We start from the raw sequence: 26,789 nt of genomic DNA on the forward strand, positions 1-26,789 counted from the left end.
ACAGGGGCTGAACGGCCCTGAGAAGGCCGTTCAGTAGTCCTGCCCGACGGCCTGGTTATAGGTATCCACCAGCAAGTCAAAGCGCCGTTGAGTTTCAAAGTAATCAGCGTCCAGCCGCTCTGGGTCGGGGTTTTCGCTTGAATGCCGGGCAAGTGTTTGCAGCGCGCCGAGGTAGGCGTAACCGGGTTGTTTAATCTGCTGCCACAGCCGTTGGGCCTCGGCCTCGGAGGTCGGTTGATTGGGGCGCAGGTACCGCTGGGCGTAATCCCAGGTTTGCTGTAAGTCGCTCAACGCATCCGTCAATTGCTGGGGGGATCGCGGGTCAAGGCTGTGCATCGTGTCGCGGGTTTGCAGGATCAGGCCAGAGATAAGTGCCATCTGGTGTTTGTCACGGACCTGCAAGTGCTGCAGTTGTTGCAAGCGTATCTGGCGGTCGGCTTTGTCCACGGCGGCGCGCAGTTCGGATGAGACTGCGAGGAATTTTTCCGCCACGGGGAAGAACCGCGCATCGCTGATCGCTCGCTGCGCAGGGGCGAGGCCAGGAGTGGTTGCGTTGGGGTAGAAGTCGAACTCCTTCACCGATGAATAGACCTGCAGCAGGTGGTCCATATAGTCATCGCGAAGCGCGGCGACCTTCGGCAGGTATTTGCGCAGCGCGCTTCTTTGCGAGGACGTCAGCAGGCACAGGTCCGGGCGCTTGGCGTCGTAGTCCAGCAGGCTTAATTGAGGGCCTTGCGTGCGCTGGTACAGCTCGGGAAAACGCTCGATGAAATCCAGGCTGGGGTCGTTGGCGCGGGCGCTGCGATTGCGGTAGTTGAAGTACGCCAACCGCCAATTGCTGTCGACTCGGTTAAGGCAATCGATCACCGGGCGCAGCGCCTGGGCTTGCTGGTGTTCAAGCGCGGCCTGGCGGTTGGCCCAGGTTTTCAGTGGGGCGAGCAGATCGGTATTCGTCAGCAGGCCCACGGCGCTCAGCGTCAGGGGCACGAGGGTGCACAGGGCGGCAATGGTGATGCGGTTCATGGTGTACACCCCGGCGCGCCCGCTTTGAGCCCACTGCAAGGGCTCATCAGGTACGGTTGCAAGCCCTCGTCACGGTGGATACGTTGACTGTTTGCGTACATCAGCGCGGCGCTCAGCAGCAGGGCGCCGAGGCCCAGGCCGATGGCCCATTGGCGTGTCGACGGTCGCGCAGGCCAGCGCCACGTCAGCGCTGCACGTATCGACGGTCGCCCGAGTACGCGCTGCGCCAACCCCAGGCCCTGCAGCGTCAGCACATAGCCGGCGAACGCGTAATTGCCCAGGATGATCCAGATCAGCAGGCCAAGCACCCAGCACGGCAGAATCTCGCGGATCACCAACGGCGGCGGCCGGCGAAAGCTCAGCCAGCGCGACAGGTGCGCGGCGAGCTTCTCGTCGATTTCACCGTAACCGTCAGTAGCCGGACGCCAGATGGCCAGGATGAGCAGCGCCGGTATGGCGATCAGGAAGGCCCAGGTCGGGGCCATGCCGAGGGATTCCATCAAGGTGTGGTCGGTCAGTTGCTGGTCGTGGATCGCCCAGCCTGCGGCCATGCCCAGCAGCGCCACAAACATTGGCCAAGGGCGGCTGATGCGCTCCCAGTCGCGCCAGAAGTAAGGATCCTCATCGGGCATTTGCGCGCACAGCGCCGGGTATTGATTGAGCAGGGTTTCGCTGAGGGTGCGGCAGGCGTTCCAATCGGACTCGCCAAAGCGCCGGGCATAGCGTTGGCGTTGTTCCAGCGTCAGCTCGCCGAACAGCAACCTGGCCGCGCGCGCCTGCGGGTCACGGCTGTTCAGGCTGGCCTGGTGGTAGGCCTGCGCTTTGAAACGCTCCAGGGCGTTGCGCTCCTTTAACGCCGACCACTCGGGCTCTGGGCAGCGGTTTTCCAGGTACTGATCGGACCAGGCCTGCTCAGTGCACAGGGTGTCGAACAGCGCCTCGGACCAGAAGCTGCTGGCCAGCAGCGTACGGGCCAGCGCGTCATTGAGCCGTGCATGGCGCGCCAGGGGCTTGAGCCATTCGGTGTTATGCAAGTCAATCAAGGCGGCGGTGAAGGCCTCGACCTGTTGTTGATCAAGCAATTCGGTCAGTTGGTGCTCGACCTGGGCAAACATCTGCTCCAGCAGCGCGGCCAGGCGGTAGTCAGGCAGCCGCGCCGGCGTTTCCCGCTGCCAGGGGCTGAGCCAGTGCAGGTGAGTCACGGCCCAGTCCGCAATCGCGGGTTCCGTGCCACTCAGGCAGCGTTGCAGCAGCAAGGCTTCAAATGCCTCGGCGCATTCATTGTCTTGGGCTTGTTGATAGAGAAACGCGAGATTGGCCGGCGTGGCATTGGCCACCAGGGCTTGCGCCTGGTCGTAGCGCGTGTCGGGCTCGGCGGCGGCTGGCTGCACGGTGTCGACCGGCAGGGCTTGCGGCACTTCGACGGGCGCCTCATAACGGCTCCACTGCAACGCGTGCTCATAGGCCTCGCGCAGGCGCTGGAAGCCGACAGGGTCTTCGTCCGGGCGATGCTGTTTGAGCAACACCGCGTATTGGCGCTTGATACTGCGGGTATCGGCGTCGGACGGCAGCCCAAGTACTTCCCAGCAACTCATCGATTCAACTCCCTGTCGGTAAAAATCCCGGCGCAGAATACCCGAGACCGGCCCCCCGGTGCCTACTCTTTTGCCGCGTGACTGCCTAAGATGGCCGCACTTCACGTCACACAGGGCACGGACTGCACCCATGTCGGAAAAAGACACCATCTCCCTCCACCTCGTGCGCGAGGCCTTGCTGCAGAGCTGCGCAACCGGTGCGGCCACCGTGGAGGTGTTGCGCAAGGTCGGGATTGATCCTGGGTTGCTGGAACAGGCGGCTGCGCGCATTCCGGCTACGGCCTATGCACGGCTATGGCGCCTGCTGGCCCGGCGCACGGACGATGAGTTCTTCGGCATGGACCCGCGCAAGCTCAAGTCCGGCAGCCTGGCGTTCCTCTGTCGCGCCTGCGTGGCGCAACCCACGCTTGCCGCCAGCCTGGAGACCGGATTGGGGTTTCTCTCGCTGATGCTGGAACGCATGCCCGCCCAACTGGTGCGCCAACAGAGCCTCGCGGAAATCGTGTTGCTGGAGCCTGAAGATGAGCCCAGTCGCGCTTTCACCTATTTCACCTACTGGATGATCGTGCACGGCGTGGCCTGCTGGCTGGCGGGACGGCGCATTCCGATCCTGGCCATTGAACTGCGCTGCCCACCGCCGGATTTTTGCGATGACTATCAGGTGATGTTTTCCGACAACCTGCGCTTCGACCGACCGCGCACTCGCATGATCTTTTCCGCCGACTGCCTCGATTTGCCGATCAAGCGCAGCCCGGAAGAACTCAAGCGCTTCCTGGCCCATGCGCCGGCCAACATCCTGGTCAAATACCGCGACCCCGACAGCCTGGCCAACCGAATCAAGCACGACCTGCGCCAGATGCCCGCCGACACCTGGCCGGAAACCGAAGGCCTTGCGGCCACCTTGTGCATCTCCGCCTCAACCCTGCGCCGACGTCTGGCGGAAGAAGGGCAGAGCTATCAGGGCCTCAAGGACAGTGTGCGCAAGGAATTGGCGATTGTGTGGCTGGCAGAACCGCAGATCAGCTTTGCCGAGATTGCCGCGCGGTTGGGGTTCGCCGACACCAGTTCGTTTTATAAGGCGTTTCGCAAGTGGGCGGGGTCCAATCCTGGGCACTATCGGAGTTTGATTTTGGGGGAGCCCCGTTAAACAGCGCACAGGACTGCTGGCGGCCAAGACTTTTCCTATCCCATCCATACGATTCCCTGCGGCAGGGTAGGCACTCTTCAATCGTGAAAGCGTGCTCCCCAAATGCCCAAGGTCGCTGCTACCCCTGAGCCTGTTGTCGTAGGTTTGCTGTTTACCGCCACCCGCACTCAGCCAGAGCGTTCCGCTGAGGTCAACCGTCCAGAACCGTTGCTACGCCCTTCGACGCTGCTTCATCACATCCCAAGCCAATTGCAGGGCATCAGCGATTTTTCACAAGCCATGCTCGACACGGCTGTACTGGATGCCAGAAACAAGGAACGCTGGCTCGTTGCCTTGGAGCAAGGCGTGCAGGGCAAGGCTGATCAGGACCGTATCGACCTCGCGGACATCCGTTTTTCAAGCGTCACGGGGTCCACGCTGGCCACTGACGTTCAACGTGGGCGCAAGGTTCTGGTAGCCCTGGCGAATCGTCCAGGCATGCAGGTGCTCTGGCGCAACCATGGAATCGACGGCCAGACCGCCCGTCTACGCATCTGCGATGGCCGTTTGCAGGCGTCGGGCAGTGCAGGTCGCTGGATCGATATGAGCGACGATGTATCGGCCCGACCCGGCTTGAAGAAACTCTTCGACAGACTGCTGAAAATGGCGCAAACCACCGGACATGTTCTGCACTCCACGGGCGAAGTCGACGCGTTGCAGGTACTGCGTGTGATGCTACCCGAAGCAGACGGGCAGGACGTACTCCGCTCGGCCGGGGCCATTCGCAATCTGATTGGCTGGCAGCGCCATCCGTTTCCGGCCAGCCCGCCGATGGGCAACTACACCGGGCCATGGCTGGCGCTGGACGCGCCGCTGAAACTGAGCCTGGAAGACCGCCAAACGCTGGTGGAGTCTTTTGAACGCTTCGTCGGCCCACAGTGGCTGGACCAACTCCAGTCTCTTTCCGGTAGTGTCGATGCGCGCATCCCTGGGCTATTACGCCGTCAGAAGAATCTCAATGTGTATCGCCAGCATCGTTTGCTGGAGGGGTTGAAGCTTCCCCGCGCTGGTTTACGCGAAACACAGCTCAATCAGTTGCTGATCACCGCGCACCTTTTACGTATTGATCCGCACCTGGGACAGCGGAGAAATCACGTGGCGGGTTATGACGTGTACTCGGTACAAAATACCGGGCTCAAGATGGCCGATGTTCGCAACGACCTGCAATCGCACCTTGTGCACAGCAAAGGCGTGCATCCGGACGCCGTGGACGCTGTAAGCCATCTATTTCTGGCGACTGTCGCGCCAGAGTTTCTGGTGCGTGATACCCCGGACACCCTGCACATAGGTTCTCCCGCCTGGCTGGTGTTGAGAAAAACCGTTGCCCTGCTTGAAGCGCACGCGCCAGGGTCGAGTCGGACCCTGACGTATGCTCAAGTGCTGGAGCGTGCGGCTCTCCAGCCGCCAATACCCGCGCTGATGCCGTTTTTCCTGGCGGCCGAGGCCGATCCGTTGCTGGATTGGGGCGTGCTCAATGGTGTGATCGTGGGCCGCGCGGATGACCATTACACCGTCGAAGATCTGCGCAAGAGCGCTCAGAAATACAACGACTATATCGAGACCACGCATAAAGCCACCGCCGCCCTGCAGACGGCTCCCCTGACACGCAGAGAATTGGCAAAAGCGGACCTCAAGGTGGCGTTCCCAAAGCGGGACCTGGAAAAACCCGTGCAAAAAGACACCTATCCGATGCCCTTTTTCATGGCCGACCCCGAGTATGAATTGAGCTTGATTGACCTGCATATGATGGGCGCGTTGAAGAGTGGCGAGTATGCGCAACACGTGGCCAACGGCCCGTTTGGCGGCATTACGGTGGACGTGGCCGGGGATCTCGCCGATCTGCAATCGGGTTTTGATCGGCTTCGCTTTACCAAAGACCGACTCGAGCAGTCTGTAAAGTTGGGTGTCGACACGTTCAGTTCGGCCATCACTACACGTATCAAGGACTTATTCAGCAAAATGCCTTTCCAGGACCGACAGTTGCTGGAGCGAGAAGAACTGACGTTTTACAGGGTGGAGGCCGAGTCCATCACTGCCGAGGGAAACTCCATCAGCAGTGCGGATGAACAAAAGGAACGCGTAAAGGGGCGTTATGGTTTTATCGTCCAGGCGGGACAGGGTGAAGAGGCAAAGTGTTTTGAGTTCTGGCCCTTGAGGGGCGAGTACTTCGAGCGTCCGGCGTTCCTGAAGACACTGGCCCGAGGCGAAGCTGTCGTGCCCCGTCTGTGGGTGACAAAACTGCAATCCCATGTGGACGGCCAAGGGGCTGCGGAGTCCGAAGTACAGATACGAGCCTTGCGCGAAACCCTGCCGGCCGGTGGCGGGCGTGGATTAATGGCAGACGGCGGATATTTTTCGCAGAAGAGCAGGGATTTTGCCGCCTATGTGCGGCGCCATGATCTGGTGCTCAATCGACAGGAACTCCTGGGCTCCGCTATGGGCTCCACGCCGCGTGAGCGTTTCGAGGCACGCACGCAAGAAGCGGTACAGACGATTGAAAACCTGCTTATTCCCTTTAAGGGCTGCTATGACGACATCTCCTCCGGTCGCGTAAAGACCGACCTTGGCGCGCTCACCGGCTGCGCACTCGACGCCTTGATGATCGGTTCAGTGGTTGCGGGCGAGGCTGTGGAAGGGGCACAGGCTGTCAGTCGGGCAGAAACCGCATTGTCCAGGGTGTCGGCGGCTACCAGGGCGTTTGGCAAGCTGACCCATAGCCTGTTCAATCCTGTTGCGGGCTTGGAGCAACCGTTACAGCAAGGCTACGAATGGTTGAGCAAGCGCAGTTTCTTTCGTCTGGGCAAGCCCTTGGGTGAGCTTCGTACAACCTGGAATACCGCGCTGAAAGACCAACTGGGCCCCCGGCCCTTTACCATCGAGCGTCCTCGGAAAATGCGCAGGCCGTCTGTTGACGGTGAGCATCTGCGTTCACAGGATCCCGCTCAACTGCCTACCCTGGCGACCGCCGAAGCGTCCACCGCAACAACCCCGCTTGAACAAAGCCGTCAAGCCATTGAACGGGCACTGCCCATCGCCCGGGAGCGGCTCAATGGCGCCCTGCGTGCGTTGTCCGATCCTGAGTTGGAGAAAGATCTCAAATTTGTGTGCAAAACGTTCTTCGGTTCGGACTCCGATGATGCAGTAGCTGCCTTTACGCGCAAGCAGCGCACCATGAAAGCGGACTTGGATAAACTGGATCTTTCCAACATCAACTTCCTTGAAAACGAGGGTCCCGAGTGGCAGGCCCAGCTCCTGCCGTCGTCCTACAGCCGCTACAAGGCAGGCAACCTTCAGGAAAAATATATTGAAGTGAATGTGGACGGCGCCACGCACTATTACCGCTACATGGGGCGTAGCGATGAGGCTATGGCCAACACCCTGATCCATGAACAGGCCCATGGATTTCCGGGTGATGAGGATTACGTGTATTCCGGCGCGATCAAGGGGGGGCGCGAGGACATCGCAGACCTGCTCAACCTGGGAAAAACAACGGACCCCAACCATTTTCGCCACTTGGGTGACGAGGTGCAGGAGGCGACCTTGAGCTTGTTCGCCAAGGCGCCCCAAGCGCATAACGCCGACTCGACCCTGTTTGGCATTGCGTTGCTGGACCAGGCTAAAAACAACCGGGCGTTGTACGAGGAAAACGTGAAAGCGATTCAACAGGCGCTGGAAAAGGCCAAAGACAATGGCGGCGTGATCGCCGAACACTTGCCCGTCAGAATTATTCGCAAGCGTGCAATACGCAGCACACCTTTGCCGCGCTTTGTACTGGTGCGCCACGATCAGACGGGCAACATCGTCCAGGTGCTGGAGCGGCTTCCACGGCCAGGGGGGCGCGGGCCTCATGCTTCACGGCCTGTCAGTGAGGTTGTGCAGGAGGTGTTCAAGTGGCATTGAAGCGCGTGTTCGAATGCACTGGGAAAAAACGGCTTGGCTGAGCCGCGCACAGCTTTGCCGGGCGACTGGGAATGGCGGGATGCGCCCAGCCTTATCGTTAGGGTCTGCCGGTTGCCGGTTCCAGGAGTTTGGCCTTGGCTAGCTGCTGGATCAGTGCTTCGCTGGGTTTTGGCGGGGGATATTGGCCAGGCGCGCTTCCAGCCATTGCAGCTTGCCGTCCCAGGCGGGGAGTTTGACGGGGGGGAGGGGGAGGATTTCGTTGATTTCGGGGACTTTGGGATCGGCGTAGGAGTAGTCCGCTAGCAGACTCCAGATCGCGTTATAGCGCTCTGCGCGCTCAAGATCTTGCTGTTGGCCAAGGTAGTACAATTCATCAGATGGGGGATGACCGCGAAAGGCTTCCTCCAACCAACCGGCAGCGCTTTCGTGACCTGCTACAACGCCCATCTGGAAGACCTCAAGCGCTTCTTGGTACCGACCCTCGATTTTAAGATCGACACCCAAAGCGACAGCTGCATTGCCATTGCCCTGTTCAGCCGCGCAACGGCGCATCTGCCGGGCAACATCAGGCGCGATGTCAATCGGCGCGAGCATGTCGCCCACATCGTATTGCGCTTGCGCGCTGCCTTCGTCGGCCGCCTTTCGAATGTAGCGCAGCGACATAGCAGCATCCTGCTTCAGTCCTGCTGAACCGTTCTTCAGGAAAACGCCGGTAAAGTAGTATCCCGTCGCCACATTCGCCTCTATCAGTTGCTGGCTCAGACGCAGGTGATCCGCGCCACGGAGCTTGAACTGACCGCGCATGGTGCCGTTTTGCAGGTTGATGTTGGCCTTGAAATGGCCATTTTCGGCAGCAATCCGGTACAAGCGCTCGATCTCGGCGTCGACGCTTTTGTCCTGCTTGAGCAGGTTGTTTTTTTGTAGCCAGCGTGCGTAATGGAACAGCTCATCGGTTTCGGCGGACGGCGTAGGGATTTGCTCGTGTACACAGGCAAAGGCCAGCTTGGTTTTGATCTCGGTCAGTGGGTTCACGGTAGTGGACTGGGGCCGGTAAGCAGGGGCACTGCCGGTATCACAGGCAGCGAGCAGCAGACTTGCCAGCAGGAGGAACCTTTTTTTCATACCTTACCCCAGCAGCTGCCATTCAATATTTTCTTCACTGACCGTGATGATGTCGGGCAGCAAAAAACGGGATTTGTGGCTCTGAACCTTCAGCGTGGGCATGATTTCGTTCTCTTCGAAACGGCGAACGGTGCCATCTGTGAGCCGCGAGTAAACATTGCGACTCAGGCTCAATGCCTGCCAGTAGCCAGTCTGCGGGCAGGCCTGGCCGCTGGAACAGGTGGGTTCGAGGTGGCTGGCCTTGATGAACGCGGGAGAGTCGGGGGTGGCTCTGCCGGTTGCCGGTTCCAGGAGTTTGGCCTTGGCTAGCTGCTGGATCAGTGCTTCGCTGGGTTTTGGCGGGGGGATATTGGCCAGGCGTGCTTCCAGCCATTGCAGCTTGCCGTCCCAGGCGGGGAGTTTGGCGGGGGGGAGGGGGAGGATTTCGTTGATTTCGGGGACTTTTGGATCGGCGTACGAGTACCTCGCAAGCACGCGCCAGATTGTTTTATAGCGATCAGCGCGTTCAAAGTCTTCCTGTTGGCCGAGGTAGTACAACCCATCGGATGAGGGGTGACCGCGAAAGGCCTCATCCAACCAACCAGCAGCGCTCTCGTGACCTGCTACAACGCCCATCTGGAAGATCTCAAGTGCCTCGTGGTATCGGCCGCCGTTTTTCAAGTTGATACCCAATTCAACGGCAGCCTCACCATGGCCTTGTTCGGCTGCACAACGGCGCATTTGGCGGGCGACCTCTGGCGCTAGGTCGCTCGGCGCCAGCTTGTCCCCCACGGAGTACTGAGCTTGCGCGCTGCCCTGGTCGGCCGCCTTTCGAAAATAGCGCAACGACATGGCCGCATCTTGCTTCAGCCCAGCCGAGCCGTTTTTCAGAAAGAGGCCGATAAAGTAGTACCCCGTCGCTACATTCGCGTCGATCAGTTGCTGGCTCAGGCGCAGTTGATCCGCGCCAGAGAGCCTGAAGTGGCCCCGCCGGGTGCCGTTTTGCAGGTTGATATTGGCCTTGTAATGGCCATTTTCGGCAGCAATCCGGTACAAGCGCTCGATCTCGGCATCCACACTTTTGTCCTGCTTGAGCAGGTTGTTTTTTTGTAGCCAGCGCGCGTACTGGAACAGCTCATCGGTTTCGGCGGACGGCGCAGGGATCTGCTCATGTACACAGGTAAAGTCCAGCTTGGCTTTGATCTCGGTCAGAGGGTTCACGGAAATGTCCTGGGTCGATTGAATAGAGGGGCTGACGTTATCGCAGGCAGCCAACAGCAGACTCGTCAGCAATAGGAATTTGCGCATCAGTCAAGATCCTTCACGGTCTTTTCGCCGTAATGAAATTCGATAAGTGGGGCCCAGGGCACTCCTGTTTTATTATCTGCCTGGCGATCTTTGTTATTTTTGATGATTTCATCCCAAGCCTTGAACGCCTCCTCCGCATCATCCTGCGCCCCCCTCCCATCCGTATGCAGGTTCCACAACCGTCGTCTCAACCCCCGCGTCACACTCATCCACTCATGGGCAATATTCAGCTCGCTATCCACCTGCATGCTGCGGGTATTGATGTTGGCTGAGCCGTGGGTGGTGAACACGTCATTGACGATCATCAGTTTGGAATGGATGTACACCGGCATCCACGGCTTGCCGGCAGGCGAATCCGGTGCAACCAGTGAGCACACGTGCACTTTCAGGCCGGGGCGCGATTCTGGTTTAACCGTGCTGTCTTCGATTGCCGCAATCTCTGCTCTGAGATCCATCTGTCGAATGGCATTGTTTCTGGCGGCCACGCGTTGGGCTTCTCGGGCTTTGTCGCTCATCTCGCCACCACCGAGTGCGTCGGTGAGGCTGGTCAAGGTGAGCAAGGCCTGTCGTTCGAGGAGTTCCGCCAAGGTCGGCGTCTGCGCTTCGGCTTGGGCTTTGACCCTTTCAATGCGCTGCAACTTGGTGATTTCAGGAATGGTCTCACCGCGCCCGAGGCTTTCGAGCATGCGCTGGGTGTTCAAGCTTCCAGGGCCTACGCCGTCAGTGCTGGCATTGGTGATCACAAACAGGTGCAGGTTGCCATGCAGGCCCGGATCGCGCCCTGCACGGGTCTGGTCAGCCGCCGCTTTTTTGATGGCCTCGGCCAGCGGTGGCCAACGAAAGTACTGGTTCTCGATGTAGATGAACTGCGTCGCGTTGTTGACCGCCTTCAGGTAGACCTTTTCGATGTCGCGCTTGCCGTCTTGTGCCTGGGTGCGCAGGATCTGCGCCACTTGCCGGGTGACGCCGGGAGTGCATTGCAGTTGTGGTCCCAGCACCATCGCCTTGCGCGATGCGAGCAGGTCCTCGCCGGTTTCCTTGCGCCAGGCGCTGGCGAAGTTATGGTGCAGGTGCTCCAGAATCGGCCCGCTGACCTGGCTGGAAATATCCTGACGAGGGGTATCGCCACGGGGGCCGCAATCAGGTGCAGGTTTGCTGCCCTCGGTGCGATTGAGCGCCGAGTGCCGGTCGGTGTCCCAGTACTCATCGAGCATATTGTGGCCCATGACAAAACCAACGGCGCTGTCCGGCAGTTCGTAGTCGACCAGCACTGTTTTCTGATGGTGAGTCGCGGCGACGGCCAGGGCGCCCAACGTGCTGTGACTGAGCTGCGGGTCGAGGCTTTTGTATTTGGCCTGATAGGCGATTTCAGCCCGCTCATAGACGCTGAAACCACGGCCGACAAATACCGGAATACTGCGCGCCGCCCTAAGCCCTGCCGCGATGTAATCGGCCGTCGCACAGCGGGCAAACCAATAGCGGTCATAGGCGTACTGATCCTGCGTGGCGTTTTGCAGCGCCCGATCCGAGATACGCAGCGGGCCTTTGCCGGGCAGGTTGGCCTCACCCCCTAAGCCAGCACTATTAAACGGTGCTTCCCAGCCCAGCACCCGCACCTCAATCCCTTCCCGCGCTTTGGCCATCAGCAGTTCACCGATGCACGGCGCACGGCCATCACGGATGAAGAACATCGACGGTTGGAAGCCCCAGCAGATGATGTCGACCGTTTTGGTTGCCTGGGCGATCGCCAGGTGCACGGCCTTGAAGGCTTCTTCACCGTTAATCAGAGGTTGATAGGTCGCCAGCGCGGGCGGGTATTCGGTGCTCTGCACGTACCAGGGCGGGGTGCAAGTGACCTGCTGGGCGTGTTGCAGGGCGACGGGGCTGATGATGTCGGGTTCAATCATGAGGTTTTCCCTTCCTGGTCACTGATTGCGCTGATCGCTGCGGCGTACAGGGCACGATGGTCGGTGTGCGAGGTGGGCTGGCTTACCTCGGCGTCGGCTTGCGAGCGGTGGTTATGCATGCCGCCATTGGCAAGATGGCCTTGTTCGGCGTTTCGGTAGTCGGTGGGGACCGGGATCTGGCAGCTCACGCCGTTGGCCAACGCGATTCGGTATTGCTGGGTGACGACCGCGTGGTCGATTAACACGTGCCCGGACTTGTCCAATACGCCTTGCTTGAGCACGATACCGTCGGCGTACAGCGTGTACGGCATGCCTGCCCAGCCTTGATCAGAGGCATTGGGGGTTTGCGGCATGCTGAGCCGCAGCGGTTGTTTGAAAAGGTTTTGCGGATATTCGGGATGTGCGGCTTTCAGGCTGGCGGGGCCGGAGAACGCGTAGTGCTCCGACTTGATGAGGTAGTCGCCCAACGTCCCAGACTCGATGCTGCTTTGATCAAGGGTGATGTAACTGCCCCCTGCGTTGAGGGTGATCTTCTTTTTCGCCGTGATATGGATCTCGTCCTCGGTACTGGTGATCTCCAAGCCGTGACGCGCGAGTAACTCCAGCTTGTCGTTTTGTGCCTGGATCTTTACCGCCCCTTGATTGGCGATCAGCTTGATCCCCAGCTTGCGCACAAACAGGCTCATCCCTTGACCCACGCCGATAAACAACCGCTTGACCACGCTGATATCTGCCTCGGCCCCGGCGTTGATCATCAGGTTGTGTTGAGCCGCCAACTGCAAGTGCTGGCCGCTGGTCATGGCCACGCCAGCAGGCGCGCTGAACATCAGCACGGACGACTTGAGTTGCTCCAGGTCTTGCTTGAGCAACTTCAACTGGGCCTCTACATCGGCAGGGTCTGCCTGGGCTGCCTGGGCGTCTGCCGACAACCCGTCCAACTGTTCTCCCGCCTGCTGTAGCCGGCCCAGTGCTGCGCTCATTTCAAGCATCTGGCCCTGCGCTTTGGGCTGTGCGTCCGCACTGATGAAGATCCCGCTGCCTGCACGGATGGCGGCATGGCCATCCGTACGCAATTCGGCGCCCTGGCCTCGGGGTTTGCGCTGACCATCCACCAAATGCCCAAGATTCAACTGGCTCTTGCCACTGTGCTCAGTACTCAGCTTGACGTGCTCCTGCCCCCGCGTGTCGTCCAGGCGCAGTTTGTTATTGGTTGGGGTGCGCAGGACGTTGCGTTTGTAGTTGCGCAAGGTCACGTGGTCGACGTGCTGGCTGTCGTGCAAGGCGTGGGCGATGTAGGGGCGGTCGGGGTCGCCTTGTTCGAAGGCCACCGCCACTTCGGTGCCGGCGATCAGCGGCAGGTGCAGGCCGTGGGTGTCTCCCGCGTAGGGCCGGGCCAGGCGCAGCCAGAGGCTTTCCTGACCGAGCGTCCAGGTGTCGCGGTCAAACAGGAAGTTCACTCGGTAGCGCCCCTCCAGGTCGATATGGGCGTAGGCATCGTTGGCCTGGTTGCTGGTTACGCGCGCGGGGATAGTGCCGGCGATCAGGGGTTTGTTCTTGAGTTCTGGGCGAAAGCACACGCTTTGCGAATAAGGGATGGCCTCGAAGGTGGCGATGAAGCTGCTGTCACGGGCGGCGACGGTGGCCAGGCCGGTGATGACTGCCCCAGGTTTGAAGGCCTGTGGGGCGCCGTCGGTAACGTTGAGCACCTGGCCTGGGGCCAGGGTGGCGCTGCTGGTGATGCCGGCGAGGTGGGTCTGATCGTTGAGGTAGCGCTCGTGGCGCAGGCGTGCGTAGAAGTGGCCGCTTTCGCTGAGCAGGTCTTCGTCCTGATCCAGCCGGTCACCGAGCGCTGTGTAGGGTTCGGCGTAGTGGTAGGCCTCGCCGTAGGTGGTTTTGGCGCCGCGAGTCTGGTCAATCTCGCCGCTCAGGTGCGCGTGGGCTTCGCGGTGGTGGTAGGCGCGAACATGCACCTGTTGCTCGACCACCTGGTGGTTCGATTGCAGGTTCCACACGCCGTCCTGGGCAGTGCTGCCGAGGCCCGACTGCGGGCGGTATGGGAGCTCGACGTTGAACTGGTACAAGCGTTGGTCATCGCAGAACTCGACCACATCGATGCCCAGGCGCTCGTCGCTGCTGAAGCGGTACCAGATGCCCACTTCGGCCAACAGGCGGGTGATGAACGCCAGGTCGCTTTCGCCGTATTGCATGACCTGTTCGCGCTTGGGGTAGTCGCGTTTGAGGCTGAACAGAAAGTCCTGGCCTTCAAAGTCGTGGCGGCTGCGCAGGAGACTGTCGACGATCTGCGGCACCGATTGGTGCTGGTAGATGCGAAACTGCCGACCGCGCGCGAGCAGGGCCAGGCGTGGCTGCAGGGTGATTTCATAGCTGGCCTGGTCGTTGGAGCCGCACTGGCGCCTGAAGCCGGTGACCACTCCGCGCAGGGTACGCAGGGGCTTGATGGGGGGCGGCGTCAGCCCCAGCAAGGGCAGTTTTTGCGCCGGGGCGTGCAGGCTGAAGCGGGCGTGCTGGCCGAGCAGGGTTTCGGCGGCGAGGTCACGTTCGGTGCTGGTGAATTCGATGTGGTAGGCGAACGGTTCGCTTAGGCGTTCCTGGCTTTTGAAGGCCAGGACGTCGAGGTGGGCGTTGACGTTGCGAACGCTCAGGGTGTGGCGGCTGTGATCGAAAAAAGCGCTCGGTAATAAGCTGGAAGTCATCCCTTTCACTCCTGGACGCGAAAGCCCGGAGAGTAAAGATTTGTTATCTGTGATTAATGTCGGAAAATTCGACTTTACGAGACAGGCGCTTCCTGAATGTGTTTTCGCGTCTCCGAACCATCAATATTCCGTTAGTCCATCTGCACGTCGGCCGCCAAAACCATTCCCATAAGTGTCCAAAACGGCGCGCCGATGAAATCGCTGACGCTGTTGAGCAAAATGTACGATCTGGGCATTACCACGTCCCGTGGAAGGCCGCGCGTAAGCAACGACAACGCCTACTCGGAGTCGCTGTTTAGAACGCTGAAATACTGCCCGCGCGGCGTGGGTGAGGGATTTTATGCGCTGGTACAACAACGAACATCGGCACAGGCGAATTCGCTTCGTCACACCCTCTGAGCGGCACCGCAAACTGGGTCATCAGATCCTGGCGCGGCGGCACGAACTGTACGAGCAAGCGCGAAAGACGAGCCCGGAACGCTGGTCAGGACAAACGCGAAACCGGAAGCCAGTAGGAACGGTGCTGCTAAATCCGGGTCGAGAGCAGCACCTGGAGAAAAGAGCGGCGTGGTTAGACGGTTGACGCGACAACTACCTTGAAAAACGCCGAAGGCGGAGCGAGCCTTATGATACTTTGCTCCTGAAAGAAATCGGAAGTACAGCATCAACCGTTAGCTATCACCGGTAGGGACTGAAAGCGTTATGCCAGGAGCTTGGAGTGTCCCTAGAAAGCGTGGGCCGAATCAAGCTTCCTGTTTTTTTAAATGGGCTTTTTGTCCACCTAATAGTAACGTTGTGCTTACACCAAGCAAACCAGCAAAACAGGAAGCTGCAACGATAATCAAAGTCAACGAGAAGCCATAGGCATCCAATAATCCGCCGAAAACAGTATAGGAGATACCGATAATGACTGAATTAATTAGATTCGCAACAGAGAGGCAAGATGCTCGGATGCGTGACTCAACGTTTTCATGAATGTAGGTTTCATATGAGGTCTCATATATAGCAGGGAGTGACATGATTAGAAGGAAGCTTGCAATTGAGGTGATTATTCCTATATTTAATGCCAAGATAGCAATAAGAAAGGTTGTAATAAGGGTAGTGATAAAGGCAATTGCACCGAGAGAAAACCTAGCGCAAATAAAACCTGCGGCCATGAACATCACCGCTGATATGGCTTCTACTGCGGCATAGATTCCAGCAATTATAGGTACCTCCAAGCCCTGCATGAAAAAAAATGGCTGCCCATAGATAAACAAAGGGATCGTTGAAAGCTCGAATAAAGCATATCCAATAAATAAAGGAATAAGGAAGGCGCCTTTTTTAGAACGAAAAAATCTAATTAGCGAATTTAAAAGGCTTTCTGTTTTTTCATTCGTTATGCCCCTTTTTTTATTTGAGTTTAGTGGCTTTGGCGGGAGCTTTTTCTCGGAAATTAATGTGACAACAAGCGCACCAATAATCTTTGATATTGCGAAAAAAATATAAACACTGTCCCAGGACCATGTATCTTGTAATGCGCCACCAAGCAGCATAGATAAGCCTAATGAAATCGCACCAATAGCGCGGGCGCGTGATACTATTTTAGGGTACTCATCAGCTCGATGTTCAGCCAGTAAATTATCATACAATAATGCTCTGTCTGAACCGGAATTCATGGCAATGCTGGCGCCGAACAGGCAGAATATAATTGCAAAAGGAATAAAGGAAGAAAATAATAAAAATCCAATACCGCTTATAGATAATCCCGAAAAGCCGATTATAAGAGACGTTTTACGACCATATCGATCTGCAAGTAAACCAGATGGGATTTCTAAAGCTACGCAAGAAAAAAATAGAAAAGATTGAAGGATGCCTATCTCTCCTTGTGTGATACCCAGTTGCAGTAAGTAAAGTACAAATAGGCTTCTCTGAACGTCCATGCTCATAAATATTGATAGGGAGTAATATAAGTTGTCGTTCTTTTTATTTATGAAATTCAATGCGCTCATTTTTTTCTGAATTCCTGTTTTTTTGTAAGTTCAAAAGACTTGAAGTTAAAATTTAAGATGCATGCATCTACCTTCGAAGGACCAATTTTTGCCAGATACTGAAAAGCTTCCCAAGCTATGAGGTCAGCAATAATAGAATTTGTTATTCCGTTGGACGGAAAGCGGGCAGGAATAATTATTTTTTTGCAAACGCTGTGTACCTTTCTAAGCCAGCGTAGATAGATCTGAAGTGAAGATCTATCTTTGAGAAGCGGACCAATTATACCGCTGTTAATACCAACGGCACCGAACAGTGCTGACGTGCCTGCTTTTACTGCTGCGTTAGCAACGTAACTCTGAATCGCTCCTTTAGGTTCATCAGCACAACAGATTATTAAATCTGCTCCCTTGGCTAATTTCGCTAGCTGCCTGCTGGAGGTGATCTCGGATATGATGGGTCTGGCCTCTACCTTTTGGTTCTCCATTAATCGCTGGGCAAGTATGTCGGACTTGTATTGGCCGATATCTTGAGCGCTAAAAACAAATTGGCGATTAAGGTTGTTCATGCTGACTTTGTCGAAATCAATTAAAACAAAGGACCCCACACCTGAGCCTGCAAGGCTTTGTGCAACTAAAGATCCGGTGCCTCCACATCCAACAACTACTATTGATGAGCTTTTTAGCTGTTGACTCACTTCTTGGTGTGGTGCAATAGCTTCATTCCACGACCACTGTATCGTCTGTAAAGGAGTCATCCCGCAAGGAGGAGCAGTATGAATTAGATTTGCATCTTTCAGCCTTCGAAGAAGACTACCTTCTGGCTCATTGTCGAATTCCAGTACTACTCCTGTTGTACTAAGTAGATGAAGTAGCTCGGTTGTTCTGGAATTAAGTTTCTTGATGATTTTTGTGCCGTTTTCTGCAAACAATTTAAGTTGATTTCCGTCATCAAGTATGACAACGTCGCCACGTAATACCCATTGGTTTTCTTTTTTAAGCAAGGGAGAAATCCTCTGAGATGTTTTTATCACTTATGTTTTTAACAAACATAGCCATCGGCCTATAAACCGTTTCAGCCAACAGCATGGGCAAAATGGCACTGCTAGATTTAGAGTATAGCTTTAGAAAAATTGACTTAATGAAGTTGATGGATTCAGCAGAAGTGTCCAAGCCAGATATTTTTCTTTGAAAGAGAGTTAGGCGCAAACTTTTTTCACTTGCGGCATTTACAATCAGTGTCTTCAATGTCGCTTTTTCTTCATTTGTGAGTTCTTGCCAGAGTTGAGTGCACTCCATGATGAGGTGAAGTGATTTTTCTTTATTTTTTTGTAGTGGCTCAACAAAATTTTGAAGCAAGGTCTCTGCGTGACTCATTATTTCAAACGGGCTATTTAAACGCTGATAATTTGCAAGAATGGGGAAAGAGTAATGCGAAGAAAATGCGGACCATGATAATAGTATTTTTGTATCTGGGTTTGGGATTATGTCTATTGCTTTAGTTAGTCCGATGCCGCGATATTGTGGATGCACAATGACCCGAAAAGATTGCAATATATGTTTATTGATTTCTGAAAACTCAGGGAATATCTCAAATGCTTTTGGCCATGGACGAATACATAAATTAACACCAATCACCTCGCCTTTAGAGTAAGCAGTGACAACATGATCAACTAGAGGTGCTAACATATCAATATCATTCGGATTGTCGTTTTCATAATGATAGCGGGAAAGCTCTTTATAGTCGTCTATAGTGCCTTTCTTAATTTGTATTTCTAGGCTTTCTAATATGCTGGTGCTTTTTGCTTTTTTATTAAGAACGCGGTGTTTTCCATTGGCGTGAAGCTCGATGTGAATATCCGGCTTTAAAAAATCGACAATGTCATTATGGCAACTAGCAATAAAAGCACCTTGTTTATTAAAGCGAAGGATTTTTCCTAAATTTATAGCGACAATCTGGGCGGTACGCCTGTCCAATCTTGTAGTGAACTCGTCAAGGATAAGTGGCCCTATTCCTTGGAGTAAAGCTAAAGCAATAAGGAAACGTTCTTTTTGCCCATCAGATAGCTGAGAAAAAGGACCAATCAGAATGCGTGGTTCTCCCAACCCAAATTTTGAAAGATATCGGATGACTTTTCCTGCATCTTCACAGGAAATAATTTCTGCAATAGATTTGTTTTCATCAATTTTATTTGGTGTGTTTCTTGTGGCTAGAAAGTGCCGGGCAATATTTCTTAATAACAAGCTTTTTCCTACGCCACTTGCCCCTGTTATTAGAATGATCCCCTCTGCAGGAATGTCTAAGCTTGATAGCTGCTCCATCCACCCTTCTTCAGATAAGCCGAAAGTTTTAATTATATCTCGGCAAACTTTGCTTGAGCTATTTAGCGGAGGAATATGTAGGTCTACTTTTGTGTGTATTATATTCATAAAATCGCTCACGTTAGCTTGGGAGGCTCAGTAGGCATATCAATTTTAAAGTTAATATTGCTCAAGCAGATGCTTGGAATGGCACCAATTATCACGCTTGGACATAAATCGTCTAATAATTCATCAAGTAAATGTCTATGCGCACTATCGAATATGGATGATTTTAATATGGATATATATAGCCTTTGGGCTTTGGATTCACTTCTCCAGGCGGGGCATAATGCTAATGACGCGTACCTACCCCAAGCATCATCGGTTGGGCCTGAAACAATCATTAGTCGCATGGCAGCTTTAACTTTCGGATTTGAATAACTGTCAGAAATAGGAGTGCAAGGTATACCATTTCTATGAAGTGTCGTTGCAATAGACCAAGCTACCGTGGCATTAGGAAAATAATCGGGAAATGCTAGAATAAGACCACTTCTTGATGCTATAGGTGACCAATCTAGAGTTGTTAAATCTATTAGCGGTGCGGGATCATCAGATGGTGTTGATGCCATTGCCCAACCTACGTGCTCTCCGCAGTTGGTGTTTTTTAAAATTTCTTTAATTTCTACGCGAAGTGATTTTTTGCCATCTCCAACAAGCTCACCTGAAAATACAAGAATGCATCTAAGAGATGTTTTCTTAATGATGCGCTGTCCTTTATCGATGGGGTCGAGTTGAATGGGGTCGCTGTGTCTGCAGTTTGGTTGATGATTCCTTTTTCGTAAAGAGTGATGTTTTCTTCGGGGTTACGAACAACGTCTATTATGATGGAGGGGACTCTATTATATGGGCAAAAAGCTTCCCAGCGATTAGGGGGAATTTCGCAGATTTGTCGTGCCCCCGGCCATTTATCACTACGGAACGGTATCCAAGCAGGGGATGATAGCAACCCTTCAAAAGCTGGAGTCTTTTCCTGAAATCTGATAATGGTACTGCCATCTTGTGTTAAACCCAATTTTGCTTTACTCATGATTAGATCGCGAACGATAACATCATGACTAGCCAGATAATTAAGCCCGTTTAAATAATCTGCACCTGAAATACTATCCAGTTTTCGGCTATTATTGGCTTTGGGGGAAAGAATGTATGTATACCCCTCATCCTCAATAGTTATATCACAGCCGCCTTCTATACTCACATTTGGGAGTGGCGTAGACAATGGTGCTCGTGGAGGTAACGCTCCCAAACTTGCTAATTGTAGCGCTCCATAGTTACGAGGAGATCTTAATGATCCAGGGGGAGCGTCCACAGCAATTCTAATTAAATTATTTTTCTCCTCCATAGAGCCCCCTTCGTTTCTTGCGGCAGTTCGCCAAGAGTAATTGATTGTAATTTTTGCGTTGAGTTGGTTTGTGTTGGTGTTTTGTAGTCGTGGGAAGTCAATGTCAGGCTGATACGTCGTTAATTTAGATTTCGCTAATACGTTGCTCTTTAATTGCTAGAATTCAGTAAGTAATAACTGCTCAGATAATCTTCAGATTTTTGTATTGATTTTTTAAGAAACGCTATATAGTTTTTCTCGTGCTCAATAAAATCCCCAGCCTGATGAGATAAAGGTGCGGGTAGTGCTTGTTCTGCTTTAAATAATTCTTCTCTGGCATCCCTTCCTAAATCTTCGATTTTATTTAATATGGGTAAAACGAAACCCCGCATTTGTTGTTCGAAAAGTGGAAATCTGTAAGTGTCTACGTGTAAATTTTGAACAGCAATAGTGAACCCACAGTTGATTACGTTATGCCACCACCCAGGGGGGATATAAAATGCATCGCCTGCCGATATTGCACCTTCAAAAATATCTGCGCCTTGCTCAAGTACCTGGTTAGCAATTTCAGAATTGAATAAATCTTGTCCGTTCGAAACTGCAAATGTATGGAGTGGAGACACCATGCGTGCTTTTTTTTCACCCGCAATCATAGTTAATACAGAGTTAACGAAAAAAGAATCTGTATGAAGCGGGCTTGAGACATGTTGATATCCTATGAGTAAGTTTGTTGGTGGTATTGAGATGGAAGACGGTAGTTTGTAAAGCCAATTGTCAGGAAAACAAGGCAGTGTCATGTCTATATCATCAAGAAGCTCAGGGAACTCTTTGTGATAGATCCACCCGCCCAAATATGGTCGCTCGGAGTCAATGTCGAAATGGTCGTCCTGTTCTGCTAAAAATATATATTCACTTAGAGGCATTTTGACTTGGTTTTTATATCGCTCATGCTGTTTTGTCTTGTAGTAACAGACAGGGACTTCAACATGCCCATAGGTGCTTTTAAAAAAAGCTGCAGACCAACGCCTAATGGCAGGCCAGTCCTTGCCCATTCCTTTTAGAATGACTGGCTTTTCATTCATGAGATAGTTTTTTTGGAATGCTACTGAATCTCTAGCATCAATGCTCTCAAGAAGAATTATATTTTTATTTGACAAGAGCGTAATCCTTGCATGATGGGTTGCTGTCGGCTCTTTAAAAGGTCACTCATAATGAATGACCTTTTTTCATAGTGCGAACTATTAACAACGGCTAAAAACAGCCTGAAGCATCAACTCATCATCTGCCGTGTCCATGAAGATGGAGACATCTTCATTTTCATTGGTTGTGGAAAAAGTACTGTCTGGTTCTAAGGTGTGTTCAAGCATTTCTTCATTTTTCATTTTATATTCTCACTGGTTTATCGATAGGGTAGTACCGGTTTTAGGTTGAGCGGTCGCTGATTATTACTGCTCGTTCTAGGACAACACCGGAGAACCGAATTTGTCGGTGAGGATCCGCGTAATCTATGAACTGGTCAGCGACTGCTAGAGTAAAGATCACGTTGCCGGTATTACGCAAATGTACACTTTTCGATTTTTTGTATCCGTGCGTCCGTAATGGGAGAAATGGCTTCTGCGATAAAAAACATGCAAGCCTGATCTTCAAGCGCAGCGCAGTATTAGGAAATTACTTACGAAGGACTTCGTGTTTCGCTTACAGAAGTAACTTTCAACATTTTAGGACGCTCCAAACAAAAAAAGCCCCATGACCAAACAGGCCACAGGGCTAAAAATTGGCTGGATGCGACCAACCAAAGGAGCTCTTTACATCACTTCGCCGTTGCTACAACGGTGTCCGGCTTCCAGCCACCCCCCAGCGCCTTGTAGATCGCCACGATTCCGCGATACAGGTCCACTTCGGCCTGGGCCTGAGAGTCTTCGGCGGCGAGGCGTTCGCGTTGGGCGTCGAGCAGGACGAGGAAGTCCACGGTGCCTTCGCGGTAGCGGATGGCGGCGAGGTCGGCGGCGGCGCGGCTGGATTCGCTTTGACGGATCAGCGAGATCAGGCGTTGTTGGCGCTTGCCGTAGTCACTGAAGGCGTTCTCGGATTCTTCCAGAGCGAGCAACACTTGCTGTTCGTAGGTCGCCAGGGCGCCATCGGCTTCGGCGTCGGCGCCACGCAGTCGAGCGCGCACGCTGCCCAGGTCGAACGCGGCCCAGGTGATGCTCGGGCCAAGGGCCCAGGCATTCGCTGCCGAGGAGCCGATCTGCGAACCGCGCCCGGCGGTAAAGCCGAGGAAGCCGCTGAGGCTGACCCGTGGGAACAGGTCGGCCTTGGCCACGCCGATGCGCGCGGTGGCGGCGGCCAGTTTGCGTTCGGCGCTGAGGATGTCCGGGCGACGTTGCAGCAGTTCGCCTGGGTCGCCGATGGGCAGTGCCTTGGCAATCGCCGGCAAGTCTTTGGGGCTCAGGTCCACGCTGAGTTTGTCCGGACGCTGGCCGAGGAGGGTGGCGATGCGGTTACGCTCGCGCACTTGTTCGGCCTGCAGTTGCGGCACGCTGGCTTCAACGGCGGCGAGGCGTGCGTCGGCACGTTCCACGTCGAGTTGGTCACCCACACCGGCATCCCGCAGGCTGACGGTGATGGTGCGTGATTCCTGCTGGTTCTTCAGGTTGTCCAGGGCGATCTTTTCACGCAGTTGCGCGCCGCGCAGTTGACCGTAGGCGTCCACCAGTTCGGCAATCATGCTGACTTGCAGCTGGTACAGATCGGCTTCGGCGGCCTGCTGGTCGGCGTCGGTCGCTTCCAGGTTGCGCTGGATGCGGCCGAACAGGTCCAGTTCCCAGGCCATGTCCAGGCCCAGGTCGTAACGCTCGGTCTTCACGCGGCGAGTGGTCTGGCCGGGGATCTGGCCCTTGCCCTGGTCACTGCTGACGCGGCTGGTGATGGTCGGCATGGCGTCATTGCTGGCGTCATCGCGGATCGCCCGAGCCGCACGCAGGCGGGCAAAGGCGACGCGCAGATCACGGTTGCCTTGCAGCGACTGCGTGACCAACTGGTTAAGCGTCGGGTCCTCGAACTGCTGCCACCAGATGCCTTCGAACTTGGCATGGTCATACTGCTTGGCGTCCGCGGCGGCGGTGATGTTCGCCGCCTCCGGGGTCTGGGTTTTATAGTCCGGGCCGACGGCACAGGCGCTCAGCGCCAGTACCAGCAAGCTCGGCAGGAATACTTTCACACTCATTGCTGTGTCTCCAGCTTCAAGGCCTTGGCCGCTTTGCGCGCTTCGCTGCGTTCCACATAGCGACGGATCAGTACGTAGAACACTGGCGTCAGCAACAGACCGAAGAAGGTCACCCCGATCATCCCTGAGAACACCGCCACGCCCATGGCATGACGCATCTCGGCACCGGCACCGCTGGACAGCACCAGTGGCACCACACCCATGATGAAGGCGAACGAGGTCATCAGGATCGGCCGCAGACGCAGGCGGCAGGCTTCCAGTACGGCAGCGAGCGGGTCGAGTCCTTCCTGTTGTTTATCCTTGGCGAACTCGACGATCAGAATCGCGTTCTTGCACGCCAGGCCCACCAGTACGATCAGGCCGATCTGGGTGAAGATGTTGTTATCGCCGCCCGAGATGATCACCCCGGTAATGGCCGACAGCAGTGTCATCGGTACGATCAGGATCACCGCCAGTGGCAGGCTCCAGCTCTCGTATTGAGCAGCCAGTACCAGGAACGCCAGCAGCACGCACAGCGGGAACACGAACAGTGCGGTGTTGCCCGAGAGGATCTGCTGATAGGTCAGGTCGGTCCACTCGTAGGTCATGCCGTTGGGCAGTTCATCCTTCAACAGTTTTTCAATCGCGGCCTGGGCCTGGCCGGAGCTGTAGCCCGGTGCGGCGTTGCCGTTGATTTCAGCGGTGATAAAACCGTTGTAGTGCATCACGCGGTCCGGGCCCGAGGTGTCGCTGACCTTGATAAAGGTCGCCAGCGGGATCATCTCGCCCTTGTTGTTGCGCACTTTCAGCTGGCCGATCTGGTCGGAGTCCTGGCGGAACTGTTGTTCAGCCTGCACGTTGACCTGATAGGTGCGCCCGAAGCGGTTGAAGTCGTTGGCATACAACGAACCCAGGTAGACCTGCAGGGTGTCGAAGATGTCGCTGATCGCCACGCCGTGGGTCTTGGCCTTTTCGCGGTCGATGGCGGCATCGACTTGCGGCACATTGACGGTGTAGCTGGTGAACAGGCCAAACAGCTCCGGCACGCCGTGGCTCTTGGTGATCACGTTCTGCACTTCTTTGTACAACTCGTCATAGCCCAGGTTGCCCCGGTCTTCGATCTGCAGGCGGAACCCGCCGATCGTGCCCAGGCCCTGTACCGGCGGCGGTGGGAAGATCGCCATGTAGGCTTCTTCGATGTTGGCGTACTGGCCATTCAGCGCGCCGGCAATCGCTCCGGCGGACATGCTCGGGTCTTTGCGCTCATCGAACGGCTTCAAGGTCACGAACACGATGCCGCTGTTCGGGCTGTTGGTGAAGCCGTTGATGGACAGGCCAGGGAAAGCAATCGCAGCTTCCACGCCAGGCTGTTTCAGGGCGATCTCCGACATGCGCTTCATCACGTTTTCGGTACGATCCAGGCTCGCGGCGTCGGGCAGTTGGGCGAAGGCCACCAGGTATTGCTTGTCCTGGGCCGGCACGAAACCGGTTGGCGTGTGGGCAAACCCGAAGAAGGTCAGCACCATCAGGCCGGCGTACACGAACAGCGCGATTCCACTGCCGCGAATAACCCGGCGTACGGTACCCACATAGCCATGGCTGGCCTTTTCGAAGAAGCGGTTGAACGGACGGAACAACCAGCCGCCGAACAGCTTGTCGAGGAACTTCGAGAAGCGATCCTTCGGTGCGTCGTGACCGCGCAGCAACACGGCGGCCAGGGCTGGGGACAGGGTCAGCGAGTTGAACGCCGAGATCACCGTCGAGATTGCAATGGTCAAGGCGAACTGTTTGTAGAACTGCCCGGTCAAGCCACTGATGAACGCGGCGGGAATGAACACGGCACACAGCACCAACGCTGTAGCGATGATCGGGCCGGTCACTTCACTCATGGCTTTTTCAGTCGCAGGGAACGGCTCCAGGCCCAGCTCGATATTACGTTCGACGTTCTCTACCACCACGATGGCGTCATCCACCACGATGCCGATGGCCAAGACCAAGCCGAACAACGACAGCGCGTTGAGCGAGAACCCGAACAGGTGCATCACCGCAAAGGTACCGATCAACGATACCGGCACCGCCACCAACGGAATGATCGAGGCGCGCCAGGTCTGCAGGAACAGGATCACCACCAGCACCACGAGGATCAGCGCTTCGAACAGGGTATGCACGACCGCTTCGATGGAGCCACGTACAAAGATCGTCGGGTCATAGGCGATGCGGTAGTCCATGCCCGCCGGGAAGCTCTTTTTCAGCTCGGCCATCTTGGCGCGCACATCGTTGGAGATGTCGATGGCATTGGAGCCGGGGCGCTGGAAGATCGGAATCGCCACGGCAGGCTGGTTATCGATCAGCGAGCGCAGCGCGTATTGGCTGGACCCCAGTTCAACCCGGGCGATGTCCTTGAGGCGCGTGATTTCACCGTTGGCGCCGGCGCGAATCACAATGTTCTCGAACTCTTCCTCGGTCACCAGACGGCCTTGGGTATTGACCGACAACTGGAAGCTGGTGTCGCTCGGCGCAGGCTGCGCGCCCAGGGCACCGGCCGCCACTTGGCGGTTCTGCTCACGGATCGCGGTCACCACGTCGGTGGCGGTCAGGTTGCGTGAGGCGGTCTTGTTCGGGTCGAGCCAGACGCGCAGGGAGTAATCGCCCATGCCGAACAGTTGCACGTCGCCCACGCCGCCCAAGCGGGCCAGCTCATCCTTGATGTTGAGGATGGCGTAGTTGGACAGGTACAGCATGTCGTAGCGCTGATCCGGGGAGGTCAAGTGCACCACCATGGTCAGGTCGGGGGAGGCCTTGTCCACGGTGATACCGATGCGTGTCACTTCCTCGGGCAGTTTTGGCTGAGTCCGCGTCACACGGTTTTGCACCTGCACCTGCGCGTTGTCCAGGTCGGTGCCCAGGGCGAAGGTGATGGTCAGGGTCAGTTTGCCGTCAGCGGTGGATTGCGAGGACATGTACAGCATGTTCTCGACGCCAGTGATGGCCTGCTCCAGCGGCGCGGCCACGGTTTCGCCGATGACCTTGGGGTTGGCGCCGGGGAAGTTGGCGCGCACCACCACAGTCGGCGGCACCACTTCCGGGTATTCGCTGATCGGCAGTTGGAACAGCGAAATCGCGCCGGCGATCAGGATCAACAGCGACAGCACTGCTGCGAAGATCGGCCGCGAAATGAAGAACTTGGAAAAATTCATCTTGAGT

Annotated in this window: 17 protein-coding genes and 1 pseudogene; 3 read left to right on the plus strand and 15 right to left on the minus strand. The window is 55.5% G+C overall.

What is annotated here, in order from left to right:
- Window positions 1-30: 30 nt before the first annotated feature.
- Entirely contained in the window at window positions 31-1,023 is a 993-nt protein-coding gene (locus DNK50_RS16240; RefSeq protein WP_112195140.1) for a DUF3829 domain-containing protein, read from the minus strand.
- Window positions 1,020-2,618, minus strand: coding sequence for a J domain-containing protein (locus tag DNK50_RS16245; protein ID WP_112195142.1), 1,599 nt, complete (start codon window positions 2,616-2,618; stop codon window positions 1,020-1,022). Before DNK50_RS16245 ends, DNK50_RS16240 begins: the two co-directional genes overlap by 4 nt.
- Before the next feature lie 130 nt (window positions 2,619-2,748).
- Here DNK50_RS16245 and DNK50_RS16250 point away from each other — a divergent pair, with 130 nt between their 5' ends.
- Window positions 2,749-3,765: an AraC family transcriptional regulator gene (locus DNK50_RS16250; RefSeq protein ID WP_112195144.1), complete on the plus strand. Its 1,017-nt coding sequence runs from the start codon at window positions 2,749-2,751 to the stop codon at window positions 3,763-3,765.
- Between the two features lie 102 nt (window positions 3,766-3,867).
- Window positions 3,868-7,704 (plus strand): hypothetical protein, encoded by a 3,837-nt coding sequence (locus tag DNK50_RS16255; RefSeq protein ID WP_112195146.1) that lies wholly within the window; start codon window positions 3,868-3,870, stop codon window positions 7,702-7,704.
- Between the two features lie 150 nt (window positions 7,705-7,854).
- On the opposite strand, the gene DNK50_RS16260 is transcribed toward DNK50_RS16255, so the two are convergent.
- From DNK50_RS16260 to DNK50_RS16275, 4 genes are read right to left on the minus strand one after another with little or no spacing between them, the layout of a single operon-like run.
- Window positions 7,855-8,826: a DUF6396 domain-containing protein gene (locus DNK50_RS16260; RefSeq protein ID WP_371929430.1), complete on the minus strand. Its 972-nt coding sequence runs from the start codon at window positions 8,824-8,826 to the stop codon at window positions 7,855-7,857.
- 3 nt (window positions 8,827-8,829) lie between these two features.
- A complete protein-coding gene (locus tag DNK50_RS16265) occupies window positions 8,830-10,113 on the minus strand; it encodes a sel1 repeat family protein (RefSeq protein WP_112195148.1) in 1,284 nt (427 codons plus the stop codon).
- Window positions 10,113-12,020: a phosphatidylserine/phosphatidylglycerophosphate/cardiolipin synthase family protein gene (locus DNK50_RS16270; protein ID WP_112195150.1), complete on the minus strand. Its 1,908-nt coding sequence runs from the start codon at window positions 12,018-12,020 to the stop codon at window positions 10,113-10,115. Before DNK50_RS16270 ends, DNK50_RS16265 begins: the two co-directional genes overlap by 1 nt.
- Window positions 12,017-14,734, minus strand: a complete 2,718-nt coding sequence (locus tag DNK50_RS16275) for a type VI secretion system Vgr family protein (RefSeq protein WP_112195152.1) — start codon at window positions 14,732-14,734, stop codon at window positions 12,017-12,019. Before DNK50_RS16275 ends, DNK50_RS16270 begins: the two co-directional genes overlap by 4 nt.
- A 180-nt stretch (window positions 14,735-14,914) precedes the next feature.
- On the opposite strand from DNK50_RS16275, the pseudogene DNK50_RS16280 reads away from it, so the two are divergent.
- Window positions 14,915-15,317: pseudogene (locus DNK50_RS16280) on the plus strand (IS3 family transposase); the annotation flags it as partial.
- A gap of 160 nt (window positions 15,318-15,477) precedes the next feature.
- Here the strand turns inward: DNK50_RS16280 and DNK50_RS16285 are convergent.
- The 9 genes from DNK50_RS16285 to DNK50_RS16310 all read right to left on the minus strand — a co-directional run bounded on the left by DNK50_RS16285 (window position 15,478) and on the right by DNK50_RS16310 (window position 26,782).
- Window positions 15,478-16,725, minus strand: coding sequence for an MFS transporter (locus DNK50_RS16285; protein ID WP_256592821.1), 1,248 nt, complete (start codon window positions 16,723-16,725; stop codon window positions 15,478-15,480).
- A complete protein-coding gene (locus DNK50_RS16290) occupies window positions 16,722-17,705 on the minus strand; it encodes a ThiF family adenylyltransferase (RefSeq protein WP_143522414.1) in 984 nt (327 codons plus the stop codon). The genes DNK50_RS16285 and DNK50_RS16290 overlap by 4 nt, the downstream gene beginning before the upstream one ends.
- Window positions 17,698-19,131: a hypothetical protein gene (locus tag DNK50_RS28805; protein ID WP_162633379.1), complete on the minus strand. Its 1,434-nt coding sequence runs from the start codon at window positions 19,129-19,131 to the stop codon at window positions 17,698-17,700. Before DNK50_RS28805 ends, DNK50_RS16290 begins: the two co-directional genes overlap by 8 nt.
- An 8-nt stretch (window positions 19,132-19,139) precedes the next feature.
- A complete protein-coding gene (locus DNK50_RS28810) occupies window positions 19,140-19,631 on the minus strand; it encodes a hypothetical protein (RefSeq protein ID WP_162633380.1) in 492 nt (163 codons plus the stop codon).
- A gap of 53 nt (window positions 19,632-19,684) precedes the next feature.
- A complete protein-coding gene (locus DNK50_RS28815; RefSeq protein WP_162633381.1) occupies window positions 19,685-20,401 on the minus strand; it encodes a hypothetical protein in 717 nt (238 codons plus the stop codon).
- 149 nt (window positions 20,402-20,550) lie between these two features.
- Complete coding sequence (locus DNK50_RS16300; RefSeq protein WP_099584250.1) at window positions 20,551-21,537, minus strand: cupin-like domain-containing protein; 987 nt, start codon at window positions 21,535-21,537, stop codon at window positions 20,551-20,553.
- Window positions 21,538-21,621: 84 nt separating this feature from the next.
- Window positions 21,622-21,762 (minus strand): hypothetical protein, encoded by a 141-nt coding sequence (locus DNK50_RS28820; RefSeq protein ID WP_158235027.1) that lies wholly within the window; start codon window positions 21,760-21,762, stop codon window positions 21,622-21,624.
- 428 nt (window positions 21,763-22,190) lie between these two features.
- A complete protein-coding gene (locus tag DNK50_RS16305; protein WP_112195154.1) occupies window positions 22,191-23,606 on the minus strand; it encodes an efflux transporter outer membrane subunit in 1,416 nt (471 codons plus the stop codon).
- Window positions 23,603-26,782: an efflux RND transporter permease subunit gene (locus tag DNK50_RS16310; protein ID WP_099584252.1), complete on the minus strand. Its 3,180-nt coding sequence runs from the start codon at window positions 26,780-26,782 to the stop codon at window positions 23,603-23,605. The genes DNK50_RS16305 and DNK50_RS16310 overlap by 4 nt, the downstream gene beginning before the upstream one ends.
- Between the last annotated feature and the right edge of the window lie 7 nt (window positions 26,783-26,789).

This window comes from Pseudomonas sp. LG1E9 (genome assembly GCF_003290225.1).
Taxonomy (GTDB): Bacteria; Pseudomonadota; Gammaproteobacteria; order Pseudomonadales; family Pseudomonadaceae; genus Aquipseudomonas; species Aquipseudomonas cyclaminis.

Excerpts from the sequence above, each read along its gene's own strand:
- DNK50_RS16240 (WP_112195140.1), bottom strand. The coding sequence starts at position 1,023 with ATGAACCGCATCACCATTGCCGCCCTGTGCACCCTCGTGCCCCTGACG.
- DNK50_RS16245 (WP_112195142.1), bottom strand. The coding sequence starts at position 2,618 with ATGAGTTGCTGGGAAGTACTTGGGCTGCCGTCCGACGCCGATACCCGC.
- DNK50_RS16250 (WP_112195144.1), top strand. The coding sequence starts at position 2,749 with ATGTCGGAAAAAGACACCATCTCCCTCCACCTCGTGCGCGAGGCCTTG.
- DNK50_RS16255 (WP_112195146.1), top strand. The coding sequence starts at position 3,868 with ATGCCCAAGGTCGCTGCTACCCCTGAGCCTGTTGTCGTAGGTTTGCTG.
- DNK50_RS16260 (WP_371929430.1), bottom strand. The coding sequence starts at position 8,826 with ATGAAAAAAAGGTTCCTCCTGCTGGCAAGTCTGCTGCTCGCTGCCTGT.
- DNK50_RS16265 (WP_112195148.1), bottom strand. The coding sequence starts at position 10,113 with ATGCGCAAATTCCTATTGCTGACGAGTCTGCTGTTGGCTGCCTGCGAT.
- DNK50_RS16270 (WP_112195150.1), bottom strand. The coding sequence starts at position 12,020 with ATGATTGAACCCGACATCATCAGCCCCGTCGCCCTGCAACACGCCCAG.
- DNK50_RS16275 (WP_112195152.1), bottom strand. The coding sequence starts at position 14,734 with ATGACTTCCAGCTTATTACCGAGCGCTTTTTTCGATCACAGCCGCCAC.
- DNK50_RS16285 (WP_256592821.1), bottom strand. The coding sequence starts at position 16,725 with ATGAGCGCATTGAATTTCATAAATAAAAAGAACGACAACTTATATTAC.
- DNK50_RS28805 (WP_162633379.1), bottom strand. The coding sequence starts at position 19,131 with ATGAATATAATACACACAAAAGTAGACCTACATATTCCTCCGCTAAAT.
- DNK50_RS28810 (WP_162633380.1), bottom strand. The coding sequence starts at position 19,631 with ATGGCATCAACACCATCTGATGATCCCGCACCGCTAATAGATTTAACA.
- DNK50_RS28815 (WP_162633381.1), bottom strand. The coding sequence starts at position 20,401 with ATGGAGGAGAAAAATAATTTAATTAGAATTGCTGTGGACGCTCCCCCT.
- DNK50_RS28820 (WP_158235027.1), bottom strand. The coding sequence starts at position 21,762 with ATGAAAAATGAAGAAATGCTTGAACACACCTTAGAACCAGACAGTACT.
- DNK50_RS16305 (WP_112195154.1), bottom strand. The coding sequence starts at position 23,606 with ATGAGTGTGAAAGTATTCCTGCCGAGCTTGCTGGTACTGGCGCTGAGC.
- DNK50_RS16310 (WP_099584252.1), bottom strand. The coding sequence starts at position 26,782 with ATGAATTTTTCCAAGTTCTTCATTTCGCGGCCGATCTTCGCAGCAGTG.